Source organism: Aliirhizobium smilacinae (assembly GCF_006335145.1).
Classification (GTDB): domain Bacteria; phylum Pseudomonadota; class Alphaproteobacteria; order Rhizobiales; family Rhizobiaceae; genus Neorhizobium; species Neorhizobium smilacinae.
Genome location: NZ_VDMN01000005.1, coordinates 24,351 through 50,108, shown reverse-complemented (window position 1 = coordinate 50,108; position 25,758 = coordinate 24,351). Strand labels below are relative to the sequence as shown.

Here is a 25,758-nt window from a genome sequence, read left to right as displayed (position 1 = left end):
GCAGCCGCTTTACTATGCATCAATCGAATATGTGATATCACCGGCCGGCGGAAGAGTGCCTTGCGCTCTCTCACCCGCAAGGTGGCTACAGTAAGCCCAGAAACTCACTTGATCACGGTCCTTTGCAGATCGGGGCGCGACCGGTCACCGCTTCACCTACCTGCGCCTCATAGGCGCGAAAGCCTGAAGCGTCGATATTGATGATACGATAACAGGGATTGCCACCAGTCCAGAAAGGCATCGGATCTGTCAGATCGGTGATGAAGCGGTGGGCACAGGCCTGCCCCGAGCTAAAGGCGATCCCTTCGGCACTGGTTCCTGCGAGCGGAACGTGGATGTGACCGAAGACGATATGTCGGATGCCGGCCGGATGCCCAACCAGCCTCTTCATCACCGCCCCGTCATCATGCATGCCGATATGGTCGAAATGGGCGATACCACAGTCCATCGGCGGATGATGGATGAAGATCGTGGCAGGGAGTTCACCTGCTCCAGCCAGCGCCGTATCGAGAAACGCTAGACGATCTTCGCCATACATGCCGCCGATCACGCCTTGCTCATGGCTATCCAGGAAGATCAATCGACCGTATGTCGTGTCCATATAGGACTGTATGAAACCGTAATCGTCGCGGGGATGCTGCGGGAATGCCATTACGAAATTAGGCCGATCATCATGATTGCCGAGCATGAGACGGACGTCGAACGGCACTGGCGCAAGAATGTCTTTCAGGATGTCGTAGGCTTCGGGATCTCCGTGATTGCAGAGGTCGCCAGTCATCACCAGCAGGTCCGCGTCCGCATGTTTCTGAAGGACGTCGGCCATTGCGGCACGCAGATGCTTTTCGGGGTCGATGGCGTGTACCGAATGCCCGCGCGGCATAAGATGTGTGTCTGTGATCTGTATAATTTTCATGGAGAGCTTTCCGGAAACAGAATTGACCGCGGAGAAAATCCCCGCGGCCTTGGACGAGTGTCCTCAGAGGTTACTTCATCAGGGCGTTGGTCTGCTCGACGATCTGCTTCAGGCCGTCTTCCGGCGTAACTTCGCCACGCATGACGGTGCCGATGATGTCGCGCTGGGTGCGCCATATGCGAACGCTGTCGCCACCCGGATAGCCTGCCCAGGGAAGCGAACGATCAGCCTGCAGCGAAGCAGTCTTAACGTTCGGATGCTCGGCATAATAGGGAGCCAGGAATTCCGGGCCGGTCGCGAGCTTGTTGGTCGGCAGATAGCCGGTGATGCGAACGATGACGTTCTGGGCTTCCGGGCCGGTAACCCATTTCAGATATTTCCATGCCGCGTCCTGCTTGGCTGCGTCCTGCGTCAGCATGACTGCCGAGTTGCCACCGGTGGGAACGCCACCTTTTTCCGGGTTATCGAGCGGGAAGGTTGCAGTCTTCAACTCGAAACGATCGCCGACCAGACCTTCGACGGTCTGGACGTGAGCTGGAGTGGAGAAGATGAAGCCCGTCAGGCCTGCACCGAACTGCTGGCGCGACTGGTCCCAGTCGAGCAGGTTCTGGCCGCCTTCGGTGACAAAGCGGCGGGTCAGCTTCAGTGCGTTCAGGCCGATTTCGTTGTTGAAGCCGACAGTCTTCGTCGCTTCATCGACAAGCTTGCCACCCTGGTTGGTGACGAGTGCTTGCCACAACCAGTCATCCGGCCAGAGATTGATGTCGTAGCCCATGCCGGCAACCTTCCCGTCCTGGGCATGGATCTTCTTTGCCAGCTCAATCAGGCCTTCGAAAGTCTTCGGCATGTTGTCAGGATCACCGCCAGCCTTACGGACGAGTTCAGCATTGATGTAGATGATCGGCGAGGAAGCATTGACAGGCAGGCCGTACTGCTTGCCGTCGATCTTGCCGAGAGCAGCCATGTTCGGCGTGTAGTTCTTGTCGAGGAACGCCTGGCCACCTTCCTTTTCAATGAACGGTGCGAGATCGGTGATCTGCTTGCGCGGCTCAAGTGCGTGAACCAGTTCCGCGGTCAGGTTATAACCGGAGAAGTAGACGTCAGGCAGGTTGCCGGTGACTGCAGCGCGAAGAACCTGCTGCTGGCCATCGTTGTAGCCAGGTGCCGGTGCGAGGAAATTGATCTTGATGTCCGGGTTGTTCTTCATGAATTCATCGGCCAGCGGCTGATGGAATTTGGTGAAGCCGGGCAGGTTGTAGAGGACGTTGAGGGTTACGTCCGCAGCAAAGCTCGGTGCCGAGAAGCCGCTGAGGGCAAGACCGAGTGCCAGGCCGCCCAGAGCGGTCCGTCGATTGATGTTCATTGCGATCTCCGAGGAGTGGGGTTGAGGGAGGAGGAGAGTTACTTCACGCCGGTCATTGTGATGCCGGCGATGAAATGTTTGCGGGCGAGGAGGAAGCACACCACCATTGGCGCAGTAATGATCGTCGCACCTGCCATCAGCGCGCCGTAGTTTGCGCCGGATTCGACGTCGGCGAAAAACAGCATGCCGAGCGGCGGCGGAGCGAGGTTCGTGTCTGTGACGACGATCATCGGCCAGTAGAGGTCGTTCCAATGGGCCACGAGCGAAAAAACCGAGAAGGCGGCAAGCGAAGGCAATGAGCCGCGCAGCACCAGCCGCCAGCAGATCTCAAGCTCCGAAAAGCCATCCATGCGGGCCGCCTCGATGATCTCGTCGGGATAGCTGCGGAAGGACTGGTTGAACAGGAAGATCGCGAAGACCGAGAGCAGGAAGGGCATCATCATCGCGAAATAGGTGTTGAGCATCTGCGCCTTTGCAAGGCCAACGAAGAGCGGAAGCGCGAGCGCCTGGATCGGCACCGTCAGGGCTGCGATAATCAGTGTCAGCAGAAGCTTGCGGCCCGGAAAGCGTAGCTTCGCAAGTGCATAGGCCGCGGGCACCGCGGTGAGGATCTGGACGATAAGGATGCCGAAGCAGACGATTACGCCGTTTGCCATGAATTTCAGCATGGGCACCTGGCCTGCGGCGCGCGAATAATTATCGACCGCGGCAAATTTCTGCGGGATCGGCCAGAGCGACACGCTGAATATTTCCGCCGGTGAGCGGATTGAGGTCAGGAACATCCAGTAGAAGGGCAGAAGCATGACAAAGGCGCCAAGGCCCAGCACGGCATGCGGCATGTATTTGCGAAGCGCGAGCATCAGTAGTGTACCTTCCTGTCCATATGCAGCGTCTGGCCGATCGACAGGATCAGCACGATCGCAAGGAAGATGAGGGTCAGGGAGGCCGCGTAACCGGTGTTGGAATATTCGAAGCCTTCGAGATAAAGGGCGTAGAGAAGAACTTCCGAACCCGAACGACCCTTGGTCAGAACTGCCACCGTCTCGAATACCTTGAAGGCGGAGATCGAGGTGGTGACGACAACGAACATTGTTGTCGGTCCGAGCATCGGCCACGTGACAGTCAAAAAGCGATCGACCGGGTTCTTGGCGCCATCGATACGCACGGCTTCATGAAGGTCCTTCGAAATTGCCGTCAGGCCGGCGAGGAAGAGCACCATGTTGAAACCCAGAACCTGCCAGATGCCGATGATCGCCATGGTCGGGATGAGCAGGGAAGGATTCGACAGGAAGCCGACTGGTTCGAAACCGAACCATGTGATCGCGGCGTTGACGGGCCCGAGAGAGGGATGCAGCAGGAACTGGAAAACCGTTGCCATGGCCACTAGCGTTGCGGTCACGGGAAGAAAATAGGCGATCTCCCAGAAGGCGCGGCTGCGTTTGCGGTTATACACCAGGAGCGCAATCCCCAGCGCCAGAAAAACGCCGACCGGAATGACGATGACTGCGTAGATCACCGTGTTAAGCAGTGCTCTCATGAAGACCGGGTCGGCAAAGGCCTTGCGGAAATTCTCTAGCCCGATGAAACTGGTCGATAACGCGCCGAGCTGGTAGTCGGTCACCGAGAATGCGGCAAGTACGATCATCGGAATGATGTAGATTGCCAGCAGCAGCAGGACGGCCGGAAACACGAAAAACATGCCGCGAACCGCCATGCGGCGTGCTGGCAGAGACTTTCCAGCCTTTGCGGCAGGCGCCCCAGATGAGACATTTACCGCTGTGCTCACGCCATCACCTGTTCGAGCTGTCTCACAATGCAGCGTTTTTCGTCAGAGCCGAAAAGATGAATTTGCGTTTTGCTGAAGCCCAAACGGATCAACCCTTCGCTATCCACGCCGGTCGTGGTGCCAGCCTTTTCGCGCATAACGAGGCAGATAGATGTGTCATCTACGAGTTGGCAGGTGACAAAACGATCGGCGCCCTGGGTTTCCGTGCGCAGCACGCGCGCCGGGATACCATCCGTCGCCGGAAAGATATCTTCGGCCCGGATGCCAATCGTGGCCGGGCCGCGAGACGTGCCGTCGGCCTGCAGGCCAAGCTTACGACTGAACAGGACGATATTGCTCGAAGCGTCGATCTCGGCCGGCAGCAGGTTGATGGACGGTGTTCCAATGAAACGGGCAACAGTCAATGTCGCGGGTGCCTGATAGAGTTCATCAGGTGTACCCAGCTGCTCGATCCGGCCTTCCGACATCAGCGCGATACGATCGGACATGGTCATCGCCTCGATCTGGTCATGGGTGACGTAAATGAAGGTCGCGCCCAGACGGTCATGCAGATTGCTCAGCTCGCCGCGCATATGGGCACGCAGCTTGGCATCGAGGTTCGACAGCGGTTCGTCCATGAGGAAAGCGGCTGGCGAACGCACGAGGGCGCGGGCAAGCGCCACGCGTTGCCTTTGACCGCCGGAAAGCTGGGCCGGCTTACGGTCCAGAAGGTGGCTGATCTGCAGGACATCGGCCGCCTGTCGCACGGAGGCGTCAATCTCGCGAAGCGTTTCCGCCTTCGCGACTACACGGCCGAGAAGGGGAAGCCTTGCAAAGAAGGGCAGACGGCGCATGCGCAAGGGCGTCGCGATATTGTCACGAACCGTCATATGCGGATAGAGCGCATAGGACTGGAACACCATTGCGAGGTTGCGGTCCGCCGGATCGATTTCTGTTACATCACGGTTGCCGATCGAGATCGTCCCGCGATCCGCCGTCTCCAGGCCGGCAATAATCCGCAGCAGTGTGGACTTTCCACAGCCCGACATGCCGACGAGAGAAAGAAACTCGCCCGGACGAATGGAAAGATCAATGCCCTTGAGCACGTCATCGGCGCCGAAGCCCTTGCCGATCCCCGAAATATTTACTGATTGAGGCTGCATTCTGCGCTCCTTTTCGGGGGCGCGTATGCGGCGTTTCCGTAACAGGTTTGCGACAGTTTTTAGAAGCTTCTGTCACATCTTTAGCGCCTGAGGTAAGGAGCAAGAGCCCCGAAATCCCTTGGAGCCCACGGCCAGAAGACTTTCCATGCGATCGTTTCCGACGCCTGCGACATGGCGTCGCATCTACAATTATCGAGAAGTGAATGCGCGAAGGACAGCCCGGAATTCTGTCCGCAGAAGGCCGCCCTCCCCTATTTGCTGGTTCTGGATCTTCGTAACCGTCGTTTATCCGGCCAAATAAATACTCGAGACGTGAGCAGCGGCTGCGTGCCAAAGGTACTCGGCATGCATCCTCATCTTCGTTCGGCGGGATGTCTATATCTATAGCTTTAGAAAGTAGGCACTTTTGCCGCGCAAGAATGTCGCCGTCTTCGACAAGCGAGAACCACGTCGCCTACGCAAGGAAAACTGCTGGACTTCCGGGGAAGTCGATGCTGGGGACCAAGCGCGCCCCTTGGCTCTTGGAATGCAACAACATGATCAGAGGATTGAAATGCAGCCTCATGGCAGCATTCTCTGACGAACTTTCGGTCACAGCTTACCATGCCCCAAGTTTTATCCAGTTTTAAGTTCGCGCCGCGATTTTTGGTTTCGCTAGCTCGGGCGGTAGCCGCGGGTTGTGGTGCGGAGCCATTTCGACTGCGCACCACTGCATCACGTCGCGGGTTGATGGCCCGAGCGAGCGCGGCGGGTGTCAGCCAGCCGAGGCCAGAATGTGGTCGATCATCGTTGTAATCGTTGCTTCAGTCAGAGAGCACTGATCAAGCCTGTGTCAGTGCTGAGAGGAGCATTTCATTCAAGAACTCGTCGCGCAGCCGACCATTGAAGCTTTCAATGAAAGCGTTCTGGAGCGGTTTGCCGGGTGCGATGTATTGCCAATCGACTGTCGTCCGGTCGGCCCATTGCGGGACCGCGTTGCTGGTGAGCTCACTGCCGTCGTCGCTTACGATCATCTTCGGCTTGCCGCGCTCCTCGATGATCCGGTTCAGCTCACGGGCAACGCGCAGAGCGGAAAGCAAAAATGTATCGACGGCAAGGCTCAGACATTCACTGGTGCATTCGTCCACAACCATTGGCCTGCTGCCGGTTTTTCGGACACGAGATTAAGCTAATCCCACCTTGGTTTCAAAGTCATTTGGGCTGAGATAGCCCAGTGTAGAATGGCGACGTTTCGGGTTGTAAAAGCGCTCGATGTAATCGAACACGTCCGCTCTGGCGTCGTTCCTCGTGCGATATACCTTGCGTGCCGTTCTCTCCGTTTTCCGTAATGAGAAGAAGCTCTCCATTGCTGCGTTGTCCCAGACATTTCCGGAACGGCTCATCGAACAGGTGATGTGGTGTTCGCCCATGAGGCGCTGGAACTGCTCGCTCGTATATTGGGCAGATTCAACTGGTCGCCGCAACACCTTCGATCATATCTGATTTGAGCAACCCGTCGAGCGCTTCTGCCGGCGTGCGATAACCCAGCGTTTTGCGCGGCCTGCTATTGAGGGCGTGCGCTACGGCCCTAAGCTCATCAGCTCCATGCTGGCTGAGATCCGTGCCCTTCGGAAAGTATTGTCGCAGCAGGCCGTTGGTATTTTCGTTGCTCCCACGCTGCCACGGGCTTTGAGGATCACATAAGTAGATATCGAGGCCAGTATCGATCCTGAGCTGTGCGTGTTGAGCCATCTCGGCCCCTTGGTCCCAAGTCAGGGATTGGCGTAGGCGCGCTGGAAGCTCCATGATAGTTTCGGCGATAGCATCACGGACTGCTTCAGCGCCGTGCCCGGCAAGAGCCGGACCGTTTTTGACGGACTTGTCGATCCCGTGACCTTCCGTGCGTGGCAGGTGCAGAAGCATTGTGAACCGCGTCGTACGTTCGACCAGCGTGCCGATCGCGGAGCTGCCGAGTCCCAGAATAAGATCACTTTCCCAATGACCAGGCACTGCTCGTTCGTCGATTGCGGCCGGGCGATCGCTGATCATGATTCCATTACCAACAAAGGGCTTACCCCGATTGCGAGCACGTTCGCGAGGTAAACGCAGTGCTCGCCCGGACCGCAAGCAAGCCGATAGCTCTCGTTTCAAAGCGCCTCGGCCTTGAATATAGAGTGCCTGGTAGATGGCTTCATGGCTGATGCGCATGGTCGCGTCCTTGGGGAAGTCCAGTCTCAGACGCTGGGCGATCTGTTCGGGGCTCCAGGCTTTTGACCAGCGTCGGCTTTGCCGATGAACGGCCCGTCGTCCTTTCCATACCACGGCAGGGCCATCAAAGGCGATGCCGCCAGGCGTGGCAATCAGCCCCGAGAGCCGGTCCTGCACGTAATCGCGAAGGGCGACATTGGTTACCAGCTTCGCTACCTTTGGCCGCAGGGCCGCTCGATCAGCATGCCATTGCGCAGTGATGGCGCGATAGTTGAAGTAGCCGCCGCGTGTTGCCGAATTTCGTCTGATCTCGCGCGAGATTGTACTGGGTGATCGTCCCAGCTTACGTGCGATGGCTCGGACGCCGGTGCCTCGAGCACACTCCAAAGCAATTTCCTCTCGCTCTGCGAACGTCAGGCTGCGGTTTTTGAGTGGCGTTGCCGAGGGTGAAAGATTTGTGGGAGGCATACCGCCTGAACTCCGAAACCACCGGTTCCCAACGGGGGCAGAGACGCCGGCTTCCACAGCGGCATCCTCGCTGGACAAGCCAGCCGCTATTTCTCGCCAGAACCGACACAGGTTCTCACGCTGCCATACTGGTGGTCGGCCTGGCGAGGATAATTTCTGCCGCGTAGATCGCTCCGATTTCCTTCTTCCCGTAACCATTCACACCTCCTAGTTTGGGGGTGTTGCGACGACCGGTTGAATCTGCCTTGGCTACCTTGATCGGAATGGTGCAGCAGCGCGTCCGCTTTTCCTCGACGCCAGATCGCCATGATCAGTGCATCGGTGACGAGTTGGGCCGTCATGTTGGCATTCATCGACCAGCCAACGACACGGCGTGAGAACAGGTCAATGACGGCTGCGACATACAACCAACCTTCTGCGGTCCAGATATAGGTGAAGTCAGCCACCCACTTCTGGTTCGGACGGTCCGCTACAAACTGGCGGTCGAGGACGTTCGGCATGATGACGGCACGGTCACCGGCATCCTTTGGCAAGCCACGCCGTCTTGGCCTGGCCCTGAGCGCATTCAAGCGCATCAGCCGCTCTATACGATGGAGGCCACAGGATAACCCCTCTTCCAGCACATCGTGCCAGACCCGTGAGCACCATAAGTGCGGTCGCTGGACTTGAAGCTCTGCGTGATCTTGTCCAGCAAGAGCTTATCATAGCGGGCGTGTTCGCTCGGAGAACGATTGAGCCAGGCGTGAAAGCCTGATCGGGAAACTCCCAGCGCTTCGCAGAGCCATGCCACCGGCCAGATTGAACACCGGACCAAGCTTGATTATGAAATGCTATGGGATGCGCTGCTGCTTTCACACAGCCTCGGCCGAAAGCTGACGACCTCCTCATTATGCTCTTGAAGGGATCAGAACTGCTGACCCCGTAGTTTCCTGCGTAGTCTCGCCAGATTGGACAACCGGTCAAGAACATAGCAGTGAATTAGACGGACCAGTCTTCGACGCGTAAACCGGCCACGCGATCAAACTCGCGGCGGTTGTTTGTGACGATGATCAATCCACGCGAGCGGGCGTGTCCCGAGATCAGTTGATCATATGGACCAATGGGCGTTCCATTCCTCGCAAGTTCAGCACGTAACTGGCCAGTATGGGTGGCTGCTATCTCGTCATAAGACAGCACTTCAAGGCGAGCTGCGAATCCCTCAACTACGGCCAAGTTTCGTTCTGGGTTAGCCGATTTCTCTGCACCATATATCAGCTCCATCAAGCTTATTGAACTCATACAAAGCTGACCGTGGTGGCGATTGAACGCATCGCGCACCTGCTGCGGTTTGTTCTTGATGGTGAAAATGCAGATGTTGGTGTCCAACATGTATTTCAGCATTAAAATGCCTCGCGCTCCTGCAACGCAGGCTGATCACGTTCGCTCATGAAGTCGGAGGTTGCAGCGATACCTTCAAACCAGCTGTCCCAGACCTCGCCTACGGGTGCTATAATTCGAGTACGCCCGACCGCGACGATATCGACACGCTTTACATCATCCGGAAGAGCAACTGCCTTTGGCAGCCGGATAGCCTGGCTACGATTACTCTGGAATACCGCACCTTGCTCCATGACATACTCCTCTGGCATCTACATATGGGATATCCCGAAATTAATGCCCAGCGAAGGATATGTCAACGGGATATACGCCGCTATCCAAAGTGGCTTGCGTTGAGCTCTTGATGGGATAAGAATCTTCGGCCACAAAAAAATCTCTTTGAAATAAATAGTTAGGCTATTTCAGCTCCGACACGTCTGTGCTTTCACGCGCTTCCGGCACCTTGAATCGCGCCATGTCTTTGATCGGGGGAAGACCGAACATCCGCGCGTATTCACGGCTGAACTGAGACGCACTCTCGTACCCTACGGCGAATGCGACTGTCGTGGCGTCCCGGTGTTCAAAGAGCATCAGTCGACGGGCCTGTAGCAGCCGTAACTTCTTCTGGTACTGGATCGGCGTCATTGCCGTCATCGCCGTAAAGTGCCTGTAAAAGGCCGGCACGCTCATTCCTGCCATCTCCGCAATTGCCTCCGCGCGGATGGTCTCGGTAAAATGCTCGCATAGCCAGTCGATCGAACGGCGGACCCGCGACATCCTGCTGTCTCCTCGAGCAATCGAGCAAAGCATAGGCCCCTGCGGTCCCTGAGACACCCTGAACAGGATCTCACGCTCGATCATCGGCGCCAGCATCGCCACGTCATCGAGCCGGTCAAGGAGACGCATCATCCTCAGCCAGGCGTCGACGAGATCGGGAGCGGCAGCGGACGGGGCAAAATCCGGTGTTGCCTTGCAGGCGCCCACATCCGCTCCGAGAACGCTCGCGACCACCGAAGCGTCAAGGGTCAAGCTTACCGCGAGATATGGTCCTCCAGCATCGTCGGAATTCACCTGGCCGATGGCTGGAAGATGAACGGGAACGACGAAATAGCTGGCCGGTTCGAACCGCAAGACATGCTCGCCTACGGATAAGATCTTGGAGCCCTGCAGGACGACATGGAGCATCGGCTCGTAGACCTGATCCGAGCATGCTTCGCTCCGAACCATCGACACGCGAGGGATCCCCGTGGCCGTCCACCTGCTTTCGGCGCGCATCACGATGCTGCGCAGTTCGTCCAATGCACTTTCCATGAGAGGCATATGGCGACAGGCACGCGGTCGAACAAGCGGATGAGAAGAATAGGCAAGGATGAGAGAAGAACCGGCACGCGGGTGACGCATCTGCAACCCACATCTCGATTGTCGATGGGGCCGACCGGCTCCGACACATGAGACCTATGAGGTTTTCAGATGAGACTAAATGGAAAAATCGCCGTCGTCACTGGCGCATCCAGCGGCATCGGCGCCGGGATTGCCAAGGCGCTCGGCGCCGAGGGCGCGACCGTCGTCGTCAACTACTCGACCAGCCGGAAGGGTGCCGACGCCGTCGTCGCATCGATCGAGGCGGCCGGAGGTAAGGCCGTCGCCGTGCAGGCAGACATGAGCAAATCGGCGGATGTCATTCGCCTGTTCGAGACCGTGAAGGTCGACCATGGCAAGCTCGACATCCTGGTGAACAATGCCGGACTGGCCGTTTTCGAGATGGTCGCCGACCTGACGGAAGAGGCGTTCCACAAGCAGTTCAACGTCAACGTCCTCGGATACTTCCTCGCCATCCGCGAGGGGCTGAAGATCTTCGGCGACACAGGCGGCAGCATTATCAACATCAGCTCAATCCTCAGCACCGATCCCTATCTGGCGTCGAGCGTCTACGCGGCCACCAAGGGTGCCGTCGACACGATGACCTTCGCCTTGGCGCGCGAACTCGGTCCCCGTGGCATCCGGGTGAACTCGATCCTGCCCGGTCACACCAACACGCCGGCAACCGACGGCAATTTTGCCGGTGAACTCGGCGAGAAGCTGCTGGCGGGTACGCCGCTCGGCCGCTTTGGCGAACCGGAAGACATAGCGCCAGTCGCGGTCTTCCTTGCCTCCGACGATGCACACTGGGTCACCGGCGAATCCCTGCGCGCCTCAGGCGGCGTCCGGGGCGTGGGCTACTGACGACCAGTTCGTCTTCATAACCCTGAGCCAACGACGTCCGGCCACCTGCGGGACGTCCTCGCATGTCCTTCTCGTAAATACGGAAACAACTATGGCCAGTTCGACTGACGGGGGCAGCGCTCCCACATCGGCGCGACGCGCGCTCACCCTGCTTATCATCCTTGCCGCCCAGCTCATGCTCTGCATGGATCTGCTCATCGTAGTCGTGGCGCTCCCGCGCATCGAACAGGACCTGAGCTTCACTCCGGCGGCTCTGACATGGGTCCTCAATGCGTTCGGTCTCGCCTTCGGCGGACTGCTCCTGCTGGGCGGCAGGCTGGGTGACATGGTCGGACAGGTTCGCGCGTTTCGCATCGGGATCGTGATCTTCATCGCAGCATCCCTTCTCGGCGGCCTTGCCCAGACTGCCGCGATACTGGTGATCGCCCGCGTCCTGCAGGGACTTGGCGCAGCATTGGCGGGTCCAAGCGTTCTGGCACTGGTGATGGTGACAGCGCGCGACGCCGACGAGCGTGCCCGCGGGCTGTCTCTCTTCATCGCCGTGTCTTCCGTCGGCGCATCGGCCGGCCTGATCCTCGGCGGCGTGCTCACCGAGTTCCTGTCGTGGCGCTGGTCGCTGCTCATCAACGTCCCTATCGGCGCCGTGGTCGTGATGGCGATCGGCAAGCTCGTCGCGGAAACCCATCCGAAGCAGGCTCGCCTCGATGTCGGCGGCGCGCTGACCGCGACGCTTGGATCGGTCGCGCTGGTCTACGGCTTCATCAGCGCCGCGGACCACGGCTGGACGTCGCCCGGTACGATCGGATCCTTCGTCATTGCCGCGGCAATGATCGTCACCTTCTTCAGGATCGAGCGCACACATGCGGAGCCGCTCCTCGACCTCGAACTCGTCCGCAACGGATCACGTCTCGGCGGACTTGCTGTGATGGCGCTTATCGTCGGCGTGCATTTCGCGGTTCTCTTCATGCTGGTTCAATACCTGCAGCGGGAATTGCATTACACGCCGCTGGTCGCAGGTCTCGCCTATCTGCCGTTGACCATGACCGTGTTCGTGATCAGTCACTTCGTGCCGAAAATGCTCGGGCGTTTCGGCCCTCGATCGCTGCTGGTGACGGGAAGCATTCTGGTGGCCGCAAGTCTCATCGGCTTCGCATTCCTCGGGCCTGACAACGCTTTCTTTCCCTCGGTCTTCGTTCCACTTCTCGTGCATGCCGCAGGGATTGCTCTGGTTTTTGCACCGGGCACGGTCGCGATCATGCATGGCGTACCCGACAAACATGCCGGATCCGCATCCGGGCTGTTGCAGATGGACCAGCAGATCGGCGGCGCGCTCGGTATTGCGGCGATTGCGTCGATCTATTCCTTCGCCGTCGTTCCCGGAGAATATACGTCCGGGCTGCCTGCAGCCTTTGGCAGCGGCGCTGCCATCGCACTGATCTCGGCGCTCATTGCCTGGTTCTGCGTTCGCAATCCGAACGATACCGATCGCGCCGTCCATGATAGGAAACCGGACGAACCACGCGTCACCGAGTGCGCCGGCTAACGTGAGACAGCAACCGGAGTCCCGAACCAAGGGCGCTCCGGCCCTAAAAGGATATGATCGTGGACCAGCTATTGGCGATGCGCGTCTTCATCCGGATCGTCGACGCCGGATCGTTTGCAAAGGCCGCGGACTCCCTCAACCTGCCCCGCTCGTCGGTCAGCAAGCTGTTACAGGATCTCGAACAACACCTCGGGACGAAGCTCGTGGAGCGCAGCTCTCGGGCGCTGACGATCACGGCCGAGGGCGAGGCCTACCGCGACCAGGCCGTCGATCTTCTCGCCGACCTCGACGCAATGGACTTGTCCGCCAGATCGACGAGGTCCGTGCCCCGCGGCAGGTTACGGGTGGATGTCGGCTCATCGCTGGCCAACCTTGTGATCATCCCCGCCCTTCCTGATTTTCGACGACGATATCCCGACATCGATCTGCTGCTGGGCGTGAACGATCGCCCGGTCGATCTGGTCGGCGACGCCGTCGATTGTGTGATCCGAGGCGGCGAGCTGTCGAACAGTTCGCTGATCGCCCGCCGCCTATGCCATCTTGAATACGTCACCTGTGCGACGCCGGAATACCTGGCAGCACACGGCATGCCCAGCCATCCGTCGGATCTCCACGGCGATCATGTCGCTGTCAGCTACTTCTTCCCGCAAACGGGCAGGATCCTGCCCCTGCAGTTTGCCAGGGACGGCGACCCTGTCGAGATCGAACCGCGCTCCGCGGTCAGCGTCAGCGAAAGCACGGCCCTTACGGAGGCGCTTTTGGCGGGCCTCGGGATTGGCCAGACGTTCGGCTTCAGCGCCCGGCCGCATCTGGAAACGGGCAGGCTCGTCTCCGTGCTCGAAGACTGGACGCCGCGATCCCATCCTCTCCATCTCGTCTATCCGGCCACCCGCCATCAGAGCGCCAAGCTCCGGGCTTTCGCGGATTGGGCCGTCGAAATATTCTCCGGAATGGTGTGACGCTTCTGCCGGTTTGATCGTCCATACCAGTGGATCTTGCCTCCATGGCCGCGAGCTTCTGCCGCCCCACGCATGGGCCTACATCAGCGTCAGGATGTCGGCCTGAACTGTTCGGATCGACCGCTCCCAACCAAGGAGAACGACCATGTCGGACAGACTGGATGGAAAAATCGCCGTCATCACGGGCGGCACGACGGGCATTGGACTGGCAACCGCAAAGGTCTTTGCGGCAGAGGGCGCTCATGTCTACATCACCGGCCGCCGCCTGGATGTGCTCAAGGCAGCTCTGAACGAGATCGGCGGCAATGTCACGGGCATCGTGGCCGACTCCACCAATAACGCAGATCTCGACCGTGTCATGGAGCAGGTCAGGGTGGAAGCGGGTCGGATCGACGTCCTGTTCGCCAATGCGGGCGGCGGCGGCATGCTGCCGCTCGGTCAGATCACGCAGGAGCACATCGAAGGCATATTCGGCCGCAATGTCACATCGGTGATCTTCACCGTCCAGAAGGCGCTGCCCCTGCTCGCCAGGGGCGCGTCTGTGATCCTGACGGGATCGAGCGCCAGCATCGAGGGCGCGGCCGCATTCAGCGTCTATTCGGCCTCGAAGGCAGCCGTTCGCAATCTGGCACGAAGCTGGGTTCTCGATCTGAAAGAGGCCGGCATCCGCGTGAACGTGGTCAGCCCCGGCCCTGTCCGCACGCCGTTTCTTCTGGACTTTGCAGGCGACGACCCGGCCCAACAGCAGGGGATGCTCGACTATCTCGGCACGCGGATCCCGCTCGGCCGGGTCGGCGAGCCGGAGGAAATCGCCAAGGTGGCTCTGTTCCTGGCTTCAGACGATTCAAGCTTCGTCAACGGCGCCGAAATCTTCGCCGATGGCGGTCAGGCACAGGTCTGAACAACAACGGCGGCAGGACGATTTCCCCGCCGCCGCTTTCAGAAGTGTGGACGCTTTGTCCAAAAGCTTTTTGTCGTAAAGCCGCAAGCCCGCAACAATCGAGAACATGGCAGCCAACTCGGGGACTGCGCTTCGGTAACCGATAAAACGGGGAAGACTTCACTCCCTCCTTTGAGACTGTCGATCTACATTCGGAAAACCAATGCCCCACCGACAAGTCCGGCGCCGACGGCAGCCATCAACAGATGTTCCCCTTGCCTGAACTTGACGTCCTGGTTCGTGACCGACAAAGACAGTGCAATGGTGGCGGCAGAAGAATTCCCGTAGGATTGAATCGTGCGAACGGTCTTTTCTTGCGGCAGCCCCAGATTTCCTGCGACGATGTCCAGGATACGGGAATTGGCCTGATGGGGGATGAAGCGGTCGATGTCTTCCGTCGCGACCTGCGCCTGTACTATTGCTTGCTGGGAGACATTCGTCATCATGGTCACCGCTCGCGAAAAGACCTCGCGCCCGTCTCGCATCGTCATCAGGAATTCTTGTGCGCCAAACTCCGGCGAGAATGGTCGATTGCTGCCGCCCGCCCGTATCCGGATCAGATCATAACCGCTGCCATCCGAGGCGAGTTGCGAGGCGAGAAGACCGCGGGCGTGGTCTTTCTCCGGCACGAGCACAATGGCGCCGGCGGCGTCGGCAAACAGAACGGCACTCGTCTTCTCGGCAGGGTTGATCCGCCGACTGAGAATGTTGGCGGCGACGACCAGCACAGCGCGTCCATGCGTCCGAACAAAACTGTCGGCAAGAGTGAGCGCATAAATGAAGCCGGAACAGGCGCCAGCAAGATCGACCGCACCCGAATTCGCAAGACCAAGCTTGTATGCCAGCAGCGGCGCCGATGGCGGCAGAAGATGATCCGGCGTGGACGTGGCAAGCAGGGTCAGGCCGATCTCGCTGCGGCAAATCTTAGCGTCGTCAAGCGCCATCTGGCCGGCGTTGGCGGCAAGGCCGCTCAGCGTATCCTCGTCATCGGCCCAATAACGCGTACGGATGCCGGTTCGGCGCTCGATCCACCCAGTCTCAAGTCCCAGCCTCGCCTCGATTTCCGGATTGTCGACGCGCCGACCCGGAATGGCATGGCCAAATCCGGCCATGCGCGACGAGCCCACTGACTTCATCTCGCGCGCTCCAGCACAATGGACGCCACCTCGTCTATGGCATCATAGGCCCGGTCAACCTCCTGCGCCGTCAGGCAGTAGGGAGGCATCAGGTAGAGGACATTGCCAAGCGGACGGATAAGGAGGCCACGCTCCCGAAATAGCGCCCGCATCTGCTGCCCGACTTCCGCAAGATAGCCGCCTGTCGGCACCACCAGGTCCAGCGCCGCGATCGTGCCGGCTTGACGAAGATTGGCGAACCGGGGATCGCCGGCGAAGCGAGCAAGGTTGCACCGATGGGCCGCTTCTATCGTCTCTATGCGAGACAAAACCGGCTCCTCCTGCCAGATTTCCAGATTGGCGACCGCCGCTGCGCAGGCAATTGGATTGGCGGTGTACGAGCTCGAATGGAAGAAGGTTTTCCGTCTGTCGGTCGAGAGATGAGCATCGAAGATCTCGGCCGTTGCAAGCGTTGCCGCGAGCGGTATGGCGCCGCCGGTCAGTCCCTTGGAAGTGCACAGGATGTCTGGCGCAATCCCGGCCTGCTCGCACGCGAACATCGTCCCGGTTCGACCCCAGCCTGTCATGACTTCGTCGGCGATCAACAGGCAGCCGAAACGCACGGCAATATCCTTCAACGAGGCCAGCAGACTGGCCTCATAGATCTTCATCCCGCCGGCACCCAGAACCAGAGGCTCGATCAGGAGGGCTGCGACGCCGCTCGTCCGGCAGATGGTCTCGAATCGATCGAGCATGTCCTGCTCGCGCCCGGCCTCCGGGAACGTAAGACGGTCAACGGCGAAGAGCAGCGGTTCGTAAGCGACGTTGAACACGCCCCGCTCCCCTGCCGACATCGTGCCGATAGTGTCGCCATGGTAACTCCCCTCCATCACGACGATACGATCGCGCGGTTCTCCGCGGTTGTGGAAATAGCCCAGTGCCATCTTGATCGCCACCTCGACGGCGGTCGATCCACTGTCGGAGTAGAAGACATGCTTCAATCCCGGTTGAGCGATTTCGATCAGCCCTTGCGCCAGCCGCTCGGCGGGCTCGTGCGAAAATTCGGCGAAGATGATCTGGTCATAGGCTTCAGTCGCGGCACGGATCGCCGCCATGATCTTCGGGTGCCGATGGCCATGCGTGATGACCCACCAGGAAGAGATGGCGTCGAGGAGGCGATTGCCATTTTCATCGATGAGATAGGCCCCATCTGTCGACGCGATGCGGGTCATCGGTGGCTCGAGCGCATGCTGGGTGAAAGGATGCCAGACGGTTGATCGGTTCATCGGGAGCCCCCAGCGAAAGTCGACAGGTCGAAATTCTCGGCAAATGCGCGGCGCAGTCCGTCGCAGTTCATCTCAGCGATCCACGGCAGGCGGCCGAGGATGCGGGCGCCGCTCACATGGCCGATGATGCGCTGCGTCTCCCGGTTTTCCTCGCCGATGAAGGCGATCCCGAAAAGCGGGATGCCGCGATGCTTTATCGCCTCGACGGAGAGCAGCGTATGGTTGATCGTACCGAGAGACGTGCGGGCGCAAAGAATGGTAGGAATCTGCCATTGCGCGAAAATGTCGGCAAAGAGCAGGTCATCCGCAAGCGGCACCAAAAGGCCCCCGGCCCCCTCAATGACCAAGGGTGCGTCCGTTTCCGTTGGAACAAGTCGGGCGGGATCGATTGCAACGCCATCGAGACGGGCAGAGAGATGTGGCGAGGCAGGTGTTTTCAGACGATAGGCCTCCGGCAGAATCCGTTCACGGCCAAGGCCAACGAGCCGCAGCACGGCCTGGCTGTCGGTCTCATCGTCGAGGCCCGACTGCACGGGTTTCCAGTAGACGGCGCCGAGAGCAGCGGCCAGCGCCGCGGAAAAAATCGTCTTTCCGATACCGGTATCCGTCCCTGTTACGACATAACGCGGATTCATGATCTGTCCTCCTCGATCGCAGCACCCAACCGCTCGATCATCGCAGCGATCTGACCTTCATCGACATTCAGGGTGATGGAGAGACGAAGGCGCGCGGTGCGATCGGGCACGGTTGGCGGCCTGATCGCCCTGATATCGAAACCTTCGTCTTGCAAGCGCGCCGCAACCCGCAACGCCCGGGCGTTGTCGCCGATCATGACTGGCTGGATCTGCGATCCGCTGGGACTGATCTCGAGCTTCGAGCCCAACAACTCGGCGGTGAAATCTCGCAGAGTGTCGAGACGTTGCCGTCGCTCGGGCTCATCCGCCACTATCCGCAACGCCTCGCGTACACCGGCTGCGACGAGCGGCGAAGGCGCGGTCGAATAGATAAAGTTGCGGGCGCGGTTGACCATGTAATCCGCCAGAACGGCAGGCAGGCCGACGAGCGCGCCGGAAACACCCAGCGCCTTGCCGCAGGTATGCAGCGTGATCAGGCTATCCGAACGCGTGAGGCCAGATGAAAGCCCGCGGCCGCCAGGGCCGAAAACGCCCGTTGCATGTGCCTCATCCACGACAAGAAACCCGCCATGCCGTTCGGCGATCTTCAACAGTTCTACGAGCGGAGCACGGTCGCCATCCATGGAGTAGAGGCTTTCGACAGCGACCCATGGACGGCCCTTGCCACCAGCTCTCCGCCAGTCACGGATCGCCCCATCGAAAGCTTCAACGTCGTTGTGACGGGCAGCAACTGCATCGGCCTTGCCGGCAGAAATGCCATCATGGACGCTTGCATGGATCAGCTCATCGTAAACGATGAGATCGCCGCGCCGCGGCAGGCAAGAGAACAACGCGACATTTGCAGAAAAGCCGCTGCCGAAATACAGAGCCCTTTCTGACCCGAAGAAGGCTGCGGCCTCGGCTTCGAGTAGTTGATGGACCCAGTGATTGCCATGCAACAAGCGCGATCCGCCAGAGCCTGCAGGGATGCCATGCTCGATCGCAGCAGATATCGCCGCGGCGAGGCGCGGTGAACGCGACAATCCCAGATAATCGTTCGAAGTGAAGTCGATGCCCTGATGTCCAGACAATTCCCGCAGCCGTGAATTTCGACCCAGGCCGTCGAGCGTGGCTTCGTAGCGGCCAAACAACGGCGCGCTCACCTCTGCTGCTCCAACTCCAGGGGCTTCAGGCCGAGTCGGCGGAAGAGAGCACTGTCGTGATCCTCGCCAGGGTTGTCGGCCGTCAGCAACGTCTCGCCGACAAATATGGAGTTGGCGCCCGCGAAGAAGCAGAGCGCCTGCATCTCGTCGCTCATGTCGGCACGTCCAGCGGAAAGCCGAACATAGGATTTCGGCATGAGAATACGGGCCAAGGCAACGATGCGGACGAAATCGAACGGGTCGATAGGCGCTGCGTCTTGCAGTCTCGTGCCGGGGATGGGGATCAGCATGTTGATCGGAACGCTTTCCGGCGGAGACGGCAGGTTGGCCAGTGCCACCAGCATGGAGATGCGGTCATCGATGGTTTCACCCATGCCAAGGATGCCGCCAGCGCAGACTTTGATGCCGGCTTCCCTTACATTGGCCAGCGTCTCCAGCCGGTCTTCGAAGGTGCGGGTGGTGATGATCTCCGGATAGTGGCGCTCGGACGTATCGATATTGTGGTTATAATAATCGAGGCCCGCATTAGCGAGCTTGGCGGATTGCTCCGGTGTCAGCATGCCAAGCGTCATGCATGTCTCCATGCCGAACGCCCTGACGCCCTCGACCATTGCGACCAAGGCATCCATGTCGCGGTCCTTCGGACTGCGCCAGGCAGCGCCCATGCAATATCGTGAGGCCCCGCTCTCCTTCGCCTTGCGCGCTTCCGAGAGCACCCGTTTGACCTCCATCAGCTTCGACGCCTTCAGACCTGTCGGAGCGTGGGCGGATTGGCTGCAGTAACCGCAATCCTCCGCACAGCCTCCGGTCTTGATCGAGAGGAGCCGGCTCATCTGGATGGCATTGGGATCGAAATTTTGACGATGGTCCTGATGTGCACGGAGCAGAAGATCAGAAAATGTCATTTTGTAGATAATTTTGGCGTCCGCAAATGTCCTTTTGGGCAATGATTGTCGATTAGGTCGGTTTTCGCTCTGATTTTCGGCCGAAACAATTTCCAATGCACCATCCACTTCGAATCATAATAGATATCTGATTTAAATTATCTATTATTTTGTAAGGCGCAAGTCTGTGGGCGTACCCACATGGAGGGAGTGTAAAATGGACCTTCTGTAGGGCTGCTATGCGATCTGCAGGGCGGCGCCAGAGCGGTGGCGCTTCTCAATCAACCGCAGCACATGGCGCTCGAGTATACGGACTGCTTCATCGAGATCGCCAGAGCGAAGATGCTGCAGGACCGCGTGATGATCTGCATCGAACCGCGGCACAGCCCACCCTTTATTGCCTTCAAGAAACAGAAATCGGGAGCCGACCATATGGAGATCGTCGATTTCCGCGAGCAATCTGGGCATCTCGCAGGGTGTGAGCAGCATGCTGTGAAATTGTCGATTTGCAGACTCTTGCTGAACAATATCGACCGCTTGATCACAGTTTCTAGCAACGACCTCAGCCTGATCGAGCATGTGCGGAGTGAGATGCGGGGCAGCTTGCCGAAGCGCCAGGCCTTCAAGGACAGATCGCATTCTGGTCGCCTCTTCGACTGCCGCCGAGTTGAAAGACGCAACCCTCACACCGCGACGTGCTACGCTGACGGCGAGGCCTTGAGCTTCGAGCCTTCGCAGCGCCTCGCGAACCGGGACATGGCTCGCACCGAATTCTTCTGCGATATGCTCTTGCCGCAGCCGCGTGTCGGCCCGGAGCACGCCTGTGACTATCCGGTCTGCCAGGACGCGGCTGATGCGGTGTGCAATCGTATCTTCTGTGGTGCTCATCCTTGCGTGGATAAATTTTTCAGGGCCTGCTGTCGAGGCCGAGAGCGATGGTCCCACGATATTTCATAATCTGGAGTGCCGAACCAAGCTTCAAATTGGCGGCGAGCCCTATGGTTCACCGCCATTCACGTTACAGCCCTAGACCACCGAGAGAACGGCGGGATCGCCCGACCGCCAGATGTTATCGACCGTGTTGCGGGTAATGACCCAGATGTCGCCATCTCTCGTCAGTTCGACGTTGTAGCGGTTCTTCATCAGATAATGACGTGACGGATCGCTTCGGGGAACATGCTGGGCCTCCACGAGAACATCCATGTGTGCGGTGTCGCCATCGATTGTCACTCGCGGATTGCTGACCGAATGCGTCGTGTCCAGTGTGGCGAGCGAGGTCGTTAACGCCGAGACGATGACATCCCGGCCCTGGATGACCGGATACTCGAAGCCGGCCTTGGTGGCGGCTGGTCGGAAGTCGGAAACTGCGTCTTCCGCAAGCGCAGAGGACAGAAGCTTGCTGTCTCGAAGATCGATCCCGGCTGTAAAGCGATAGAGGGCTTCGACGACGGCGAGACGGTCGGCGGCGTCCTGTGCGAACGATAGCGATATGGTCATGAACGTGCTCCTTGTTGTGCCGGAGGCCTGCGGAGTGCAAGCCTTGTCGGCATCGGCGCGCAAGGCGCCAATGGTTCTGGTTCGATAGGACGGTGGGGTGTCTGTTATTCGAGGTCGGCGTCGATGCGCTCGATCAGGCTGTCTGGATTGATCGCGACTTTCAAAATCCCGATCTCGTGTCCGAAATCGCCTGTGAAATCGAGCCTGACATCCGAATGGTGACCGTCAAGTTCGTCGATGGACAACAGCTTGCTGTTGGTGCTGTAGCCTACGAAGAACCGCTCGAGGTATTGGCGGACACCATCTTGGCCGACGAAGACGTCGCCGACAGAAACATCGTCGATGACGGCGTCGGTTGCGAACAGCGACAGTGCCCCTTCGACGTCGAAGGCATTGGCGGTCGCGATGAAAGATTCGACGAGCTTCTGCATGGTACCGGGCTCCTTAGACATCGTTGATCGAGGTATCGGCGATGGTCTGCGCGAAGCCGCTTCCAAACAGGGCTGCAGGCGTCTGGAAGCCGGGACGGACTTCGCCGCCTAGGACACGCCGGCCGGCCTCGGCTGCCGCCATTGACGTGAAGGTGTAACCGTTGACCGTGTCGAGAATGGAACGGGTGACTGTTCCATCTGCGCCGGTGACTTCGACTGCCGCTTGGTAGCGGTTCGCCAGCCTCTCCTCTTCACTCGGGCCGTCCGAGAGCGCCGAAAGGTCACCCTGCGGGAAGCCATCGCCGGTGACATGCACGAAGGTTTCGACGTTGGGAACGCCTGTCGCCCGCCAGATGGTGATGAGATCGGGCAGCGTCACGGGGAAGCTGTCGACCGGACCCTTGCCGAAATCGAACTTGTGGATGCCGTCGGCGGCAATGGCGACAAGCTCGCCGTCCACCCGAGCCAGGGTCTCGGTGGTGAGATTCTCCATGGCGCTGATCGCCGATCCCCGTGAAAGTCCGCCAGCGACATGGAGAGCGATCCTGATCCTGCGAGCGTCGTTCACCCGCGAGAGCGCATGCCCGGCGAGGCTGCCAAGCATGGCGACGCTTCCGCCGCCGCCCGGCATGAGCATCACGCCTACAGCCTTCGCCTCGTCGTCGAGCGCGCCGGCCAGACGGTAGCTGTCGAGTTCGGCAGCCGTGTCGAGATAGTGGACACCGCTGCGGATCGACGCCGTGATCAGGGCGTTGGCGGTGCGCATGAATGGACCGGCGCAGTTCAAGAGGACCGAGATGCCGGCCAAACCGGCATCGATTGCGGCAGCATCGTCGAGACCGAAGACGCGGCATTCGACGCCGAGTTCTGCAGAAAGTTTCGAGAGGGCCGCTTCGTTGCGGCCGGCGAGAACGAGGGGCGTGCGGGCCGCCTTCGCATGTTCCGCGGCCATGCGGCCGGTATAGCCAGTCGCGCCATAGATCATCAGTTTGGTCATGTCAGTGCTGCCATTCCTTGTAGACAAATTCGAGGCTGTAGCCGTCCGGGTCGCGGACTTGGGCGGCGTAGTAGCGTGGGTCGTAGTGGAGCTGCGCTCCCGGTGGATGGATTTTTGACCCACCCGCGGCAATAGCAGCGGCGAAGGCTGCATCTACCTGGGAGGTGCCATCGGCGACAAAGCCGATATGAGCGGCGCGGCCTTCGACCACGCCTTCGCGCAGCCAGAAGAACACCTTGCCGTTCGCGCCGAACCCTTTCAGGTCAGGATGGCCGGGCGGCCCGTCCTTCCCGTCATAGTCGTGCGCATGGACGATCTTGAGCGGTGCCAGCGTCGCTTCGTAGAAGGCGATCGACCGATCGATGTCACTGACGGATATGAAGACATGGTCGAGCATGCTGCTCTCCTTTGCTCAGATGATGTAGCCGCCCGCGACTTCGATGTTCTGGGCGTTAATCCAGCGGTTCTCGGAAGACAGGAGACTGGCGACGACGCACCCGATCTCTTCAGGCTCGCCGACACGACCGAGCGCAGTCTGGCCTGCCAGCATGGCCTCGAACGCGTCGTTCAGACCGCCGCCGAGTTCTGTGCGGATTGCGCCGGGAGCGATCGAGTTCGCGCGGATGCCACGCTCGCCGAACTCCTTGGCCATGTAGCGGGTCAGGACTTCGAGTCCACCCTTGAATGCGGCATAGGGCGCGACGCCTGCGGTCGCTACGCGCGAGGTGGCGCTGGTGATGTTGACGATCTGGCCGCCGTCCGCCATCAGCGGCAGCAGGATCTGGGTCAGGAAGAACGGCCCCTTGAGATGGACGTTGAACAACCCATCGAACTGTTCTTCTGTAACCGTCGCGATCGGATTGAAGAGGCCGTATCCGGCATTGTTGACGAGATAGTCGAAATCCTCCCGACCAAAGACGGATTGAAGTTTCGAGTCAACGACGTCACGAAACGCCGGGAAGGATGTGACGTCGCCGACGTCGAGCCTCAGGGCAGCGGCCTTGCCACCACCCTCCACGATCGTCTTCACGACGTCGTCTGCTTTTGCGGGATTGCTGTTGTAGGTCACGACGACGCCCATGCCGCGGCGAGCGCATTCTATGGCCGTGCTTGCTCCGAGACCCCGGCTTCCTCCGGTGACGATAACGATCTTCATGGTTGTTTTCCTTGCCCGTTTGGTATGAGCTGAAGGTAGTCCCGCATCGGATTGGCCGCTCACCCATTCCTCTCTGAAGTTTGCCTATTTCTGCTTTGCGGTTGCAGATTCTATCCCGACCTGTCACGGTCTTCTCCATGGAAAAGCAACTTCAGGAACTGCGCGGCCTCGCGTCTTCGGCGGAGAGCCGTCGGACGGAAACGGGCATTCCGCGCGTCGCGATGGTCCAGGGTGAGATTCCCGAGCATCGGCTTTCGGCCGTCTACGAGCCGATGATCAACCTGATCCTGACCGGATCTAAGACGATGACGGTCGGTGACCGGACCTTCGCCTACGACCCCGCGACGTATTTCGTGATGTCGGTCGATCTGCCTGCCGTTGGCTCGGTGCATCCCTCGGAGACCGGGGAGCCGTATCTGGCCGTCAGCCTGACGCTCCATCCGCCAACTGTCGCCGCCCTCATCAGCGATCTGCCGGTGCAGGTCTGCAGCAAGCTGTTCGGCTCCGGCTTCTCGGTCGCACCGGTCAACGAGGAGTTCCTCGACGCCTGGGTGCGGATGATGCGGCTGATGGACCGTCCGAACGAGATCGCGGTGCTCGGCCCCGCCTACGAGCGGGAAATCTTGTTCCGTGTGCTACAGGGGCCGCTCGGCTGGATGCTGCGCGACATCGCCGCGCCTGATGCGGCGCTGTCGCGGATTGGCGTCGCGATCCAGTGGATCCGTGAGAATTTTGCCAAGCCCTTGCGGGTGGAAGCACTCGCCGAAATGGCTGCACTCAGCGTCTCGGCGTTCCATCGTCACTTCAAGGCTGTGACGGCGTTGAGCCCGATCCAATACCAAAAGCAGGTCCGGCTATTACACGCTCGGACGCTTATGATGGCTGGAGAAGAAACGGCGACATCGGTTGCGTTTGGCGTTGGCTATCAAAGCCCGAACCAGTTCAGCCGGGAATATGCGCGGCGGTTCGGGTTGCCACCATCGAAGGATGTTTTGCGTCTGAAGGGCTACGCCGCTTAGGTCACTGAAGCGGGTTTTCTTTCCAGCGGCGAAACCCGCCTACAGGTCTTGAATGAATACGAACCGAATATGCATACGTAAACTTATCGCCAGACAGCATTGTCGTTCCACGAAACAAAAACATGAGTAAAATTGTCTTGTTAAGAGCATGAGACGGTGATAGCTGCGTTATATGGACAACGCAGACCATCCGGAAATCCTAGATGCCTATTTGGGCGTTCGCACGCGCCTCATGCGCGTTATTCATCGTCGGGTACGTTGCTCGGCGACCACTGCAGACCTTCTGCAGGATACCTTTCTGCGTTTTTGGGAAAGGCCCGGTCTCCTGCGCGATGTCGCCGATTTGGCCGGATACTTCATGATTACCGGCCGCAACTTGGCCATCGACCATGAAAGACGCAGAAGGATTGCTCCCTTTGTCGACGGTATCGACGGTCTTGAGGCCATTTCAGACCCCACCCCGTCAGTGGAAACCTCAACGATCAGCAGACAAGAACTCACACGCGTTCAGGCTGCGGTGGAGAATATGCCCCCTCGCGCCAGGCAGGTTTTTATGATGTCGCGCATCGACGGCCTGACTTATGTGGAGATTGGCGAACGACTCGGCATATCGCCTAAGACTGTTTTCGGTCATATGGTCGTAGCACTTGAACGGCTCCGAGCAGAAATGAAGACCGAGCGCTAAGAAGTCGCGCGGTTTTGACAGATGAGGCAGA

At 59.4% G+C, this 25,758-nt stretch carries 26 protein-coding genes and 3 pseudogenes; 6 read left to right on the top strand and 23 right to left on the bottom strand.

The window, feature by feature from the left end; all coding sequences use genetic code 11:
• Positions 1–112 precede the first annotated feature (112 nt).
• From FHP24_RS20210 to FHP24_RS20155, 12 genes and pseudogenes are all read right to left on the bottom strand, one after another.
• The gene (locus FHP24_RS20210; protein WP_139678046.1) at positions 113–913 is read right to left on the bottom strand and encodes a phosphodiesterase; all 801 of its coding nucleotides are present in this window, start codon (positions 911–913) and stop codon (positions 113–115) included.
• A 70-nt stretch (positions 914–983) separates the two neighbouring features.
• Positions 984–2,276, bottom strand: a complete 1,293-nt coding sequence (locus FHP24_RS20205; RefSeq protein ID WP_139678045.1) for an ABC transporter substrate-binding protein — start codon at positions 2,274–2,276, stop codon at positions 984–986.
• Between the two features lie 38 nt (positions 2,277–2,314).
• Positions 2,315–3,136 carry a carbohydrate ABC transporter permease gene (locus FHP24_RS20200; protein ID WP_139678044.1) on the bottom strand — a complete coding sequence of 274 codons (822 nt, stop codon included), beginning with the start codon at positions 3,134–3,136 and terminating at the stop codon, positions 2,315–2,317.
• The gene (locus tag FHP24_RS20195; RefSeq protein WP_139678339.1) at positions 3,136–3,990 is read right to left on the bottom strand and encodes a carbohydrate ABC transporter permease; all 855 of its coding nucleotides are present in this window, start codon (positions 3,988–3,990) and stop codon (positions 3,136–3,138) included. The genes FHP24_RS20200 and FHP24_RS20195 overlap by 1 nt, the downstream gene beginning before the upstream one ends.
• Positions 3,991–4,058: 68 nt before the next feature.
• Entirely contained in the window at positions 4,059–5,204 is a 1,146-nt protein-coding gene (locus FHP24_RS20190) for an ABC transporter ATP-binding protein (RefSeq protein WP_139678043.1), read from the bottom strand.
• Between the two features lie 623 nt (positions 5,205–5,827).
• Positions 5,828–6,334 (bottom strand): annotated as a pseudogene (locus FHP24_RS28925) (integrase core domain-containing protein); the annotation flags it as partial.
• 33 nt (positions 6,335–6,367) lie between these two features.
• Positions 6,368–6,646 (bottom strand): annotated as a pseudogene (locus tag FHP24_RS20180) (IS3 family transposase); the annotation flags it as partial.
• Positions 6,647–6,650: 4 nt separating this feature from the next.
• Complete coding sequence (locus FHP24_RS20175; RefSeq protein WP_210237846.1) at positions 6,651–8,057, bottom strand: IS30 family transposase; 1,407 nt, start codon at positions 8,055–8,057, stop codon at positions 6,651–6,653.
• A 47-nt stretch (positions 8,058–8,104) separates the two neighbouring features.
• A pseudogene (locus FHP24_RS20170) lies at positions 8,105–8,661 on the bottom strand (IS3 family transposase); the annotation flags it as partial.
• A gap of 176 nt (positions 8,662–8,837) precedes the next feature.
• Positions 8,838–9,239 (bottom strand): type II toxin-antitoxin system tRNA(fMet)-specific endonuclease VapC, encoded by a 402-nt coding sequence (gene vapC / locus FHP24_RS20165; protein ID WP_139678041.1) that lies wholly within the window; start codon positions 9,237–9,239, stop codon positions 8,838–8,840.
• The gene (gene vapB / locus FHP24_RS20160; RefSeq protein WP_139678040.1) at positions 9,239–9,469 is read right to left on the bottom strand and encodes a type II toxin-antitoxin system VapB family antitoxin; all 231 of its coding nucleotides are present in this window, start codon (positions 9,467–9,469) and stop codon (positions 9,239–9,241) included. The genes vapC and vapB overlap by 1 nt, the downstream gene beginning before the upstream one ends.
• A 163-nt stretch (positions 9,470–9,632) precedes the next feature.
• Complete coding sequence (locus FHP24_RS20155) at positions 9,633–10,514, bottom strand: AraC family transcriptional regulator (RefSeq protein WP_246091868.1); 882 nt, start codon at positions 10,512–10,514, stop codon at positions 9,633–9,635.
• A gap of 171 nt (positions 10,515–10,685) precedes the next feature.
• Between FHP24_RS20155 and FHP24_RS20150 the strand changes: the two genes are divergently transcribed.
• The 4 genes from FHP24_RS20150 (at position 10,686) to FHP24_RS20135 (ending at position 14,841) form a co-directional block, all read left to right on the top strand.
• A complete protein-coding gene (locus tag FHP24_RS20150) occupies positions 10,686–11,438 on the top strand; it encodes a glucose 1-dehydrogenase (protein WP_139678038.1) in 753 nt (250 codons plus the stop codon).
• 91 nt (positions 11,439–11,529) lie between these two features.
• Entirely contained in the window at positions 11,530–12,981 is a 1,452-nt protein-coding gene (locus tag FHP24_RS20145) for an MFS transporter (protein ID WP_139678037.1), read from the top strand.
• 59 nt (positions 12,982–13,040) lie between these two features.
• Positions 13,041–13,940 (top strand): LysR family transcriptional regulator, encoded by a 900-nt coding sequence (locus FHP24_RS20140; RefSeq protein WP_139678036.1) that lies wholly within the window; start codon positions 13,041–13,043, stop codon positions 13,938–13,940.
• 145 nt (positions 13,941–14,085) lie between these two features.
• Positions 14,086–14,841: an SDR family NAD(P)-dependent oxidoreductase gene (locus tag FHP24_RS20135; RefSeq protein ID WP_139678035.1), complete on the top strand. Its 756-nt coding sequence runs from the start codon at positions 14,086–14,088 to the stop codon at positions 14,839–14,841.
• 185 nt (positions 14,842–15,026) lie between these two features.
• Here FHP24_RS20135 and FHP24_RS20130 read toward each other — a convergent pair whose 3' ends face one another.
• From FHP24_RS20130 to FHP24_RS20080, 11 genes are all read right to left on the bottom strand, one after another.
• Entirely contained in the window at positions 15,027–16,016 is a 990-nt protein-coding gene (locus FHP24_RS20130; protein ID WP_180356064.1) for a beta-ketoacyl-ACP synthase III, read from the bottom strand.
• Entirely contained in the window at positions 16,013–17,281 is a 1,269-nt protein-coding gene (locus tag FHP24_RS20125; RefSeq protein ID WP_139678034.1) for an adenosylmethionine--8-amino-7-oxononanoate transaminase, read from the bottom strand. The genes FHP24_RS20130 and FHP24_RS20125 overlap by 4 nt, the downstream gene beginning before the upstream one ends.
• Positions 17,278–17,916: a dethiobiotin synthase gene (gene bioD / locus FHP24_RS20120; RefSeq protein WP_139678033.1), complete on the bottom strand. Its 639-nt coding sequence runs from the start codon at positions 17,914–17,916 to the stop codon at positions 17,278–17,280. Before bioD ends, FHP24_RS20125 begins: the two co-directional genes overlap by 4 nt.
• Positions 17,913–19,058: an 8-amino-7-oxononanoate synthase gene (locus tag FHP24_RS20115; RefSeq protein WP_139678032.1), complete on the bottom strand. Its 1,146-nt coding sequence runs from the start codon at positions 19,056–19,058 to the stop codon at positions 17,913–17,915. Before FHP24_RS20115 ends, bioD begins: the two co-directional genes overlap by 4 nt.
• Entirely contained in the window at positions 19,055–20,005 is a 951-nt protein-coding gene (bioB, locus tag FHP24_RS20110; RefSeq protein ID WP_246091866.1) for a biotin synthase BioB, read from the bottom strand. Before bioB ends, FHP24_RS20115 begins: the two co-directional genes overlap by 4 nt.
• Before the next feature lie 174 nt (positions 20,006–20,179).
• Complete coding sequence (locus FHP24_RS20105) at positions 20,180–20,830, bottom strand: GntR family transcriptional regulator (protein WP_139678337.1); 651 nt, start codon at positions 20,828–20,830, stop codon at positions 20,180–20,182.
• A gap of 138 nt (positions 20,831–20,968) precedes the next feature.
• Complete coding sequence (locus FHP24_RS20100) at positions 20,969–21,439, bottom strand: nuclear transport factor 2 family protein (RefSeq protein ID WP_139678030.1); 471 nt, start codon at positions 21,437–21,439, stop codon at positions 20,969–20,971.
• 104 nt (positions 21,440–21,543) lie between these two features.
• Positions 21,544–21,870: a nuclear transport factor 2 family protein gene (locus FHP24_RS20095; RefSeq protein WP_139678029.1), complete on the bottom strand. Its 327-nt coding sequence runs from the start codon at positions 21,868–21,870 to the stop codon at positions 21,544–21,546.
• Positions 21,871–21,883: 13 nt separating this feature from the next.
• Positions 21,884–22,867, bottom strand: a complete 984-nt coding sequence (locus tag FHP24_RS20090; RefSeq protein WP_139678028.1) for a saccharopine dehydrogenase family protein — start codon at positions 22,865–22,867, stop codon at positions 21,884–21,886.
• Between the two features lies 1 nt (position 22,868).
• On the bottom strand, positions 22,869–23,264 hold the full coding sequence (locus FHP24_RS20085; protein WP_139678027.1) for a VOC family protein: 396 nt from the start codon (positions 23,262–23,264) through the stop codon (positions 22,869–22,871).
• A gap of 15 nt (positions 23,265–23,279) precedes the next feature.
• Entirely contained in the window at positions 23,280–24,023 is a 744-nt protein-coding gene (locus tag FHP24_RS20080; protein ID WP_139678026.1) for an SDR family NAD(P)-dependent oxidoreductase, read from the bottom strand.
• Positions 24,024–24,160: 137 nt separating this feature from the next.
• Between FHP24_RS20080 and FHP24_RS20075 the strand changes: the two genes are divergently transcribed.
• Both FHP24_RS20075 and FHP24_RS20070 read left to right on the top strand, forming a co-directional pair.
• On the top strand, positions 24,161–25,042 hold the full coding sequence (locus FHP24_RS20075; protein WP_139678025.1) for an AraC family transcriptional regulator: 882 nt from the start codon (positions 24,161–24,163) through the stop codon (positions 25,040–25,042).
• A 172-nt stretch (positions 25,043–25,214) separates the two neighbouring features.
• Positions 25,215–25,727: an RNA polymerase sigma factor gene (locus FHP24_RS20070; RefSeq protein ID WP_139678024.1), complete on the top strand. Its 513-nt coding sequence runs from the start codon at positions 25,215–25,217 to the stop codon at positions 25,725–25,727.
• Positions 25,728–25,758: the final 31 nt, after the last annotated feature.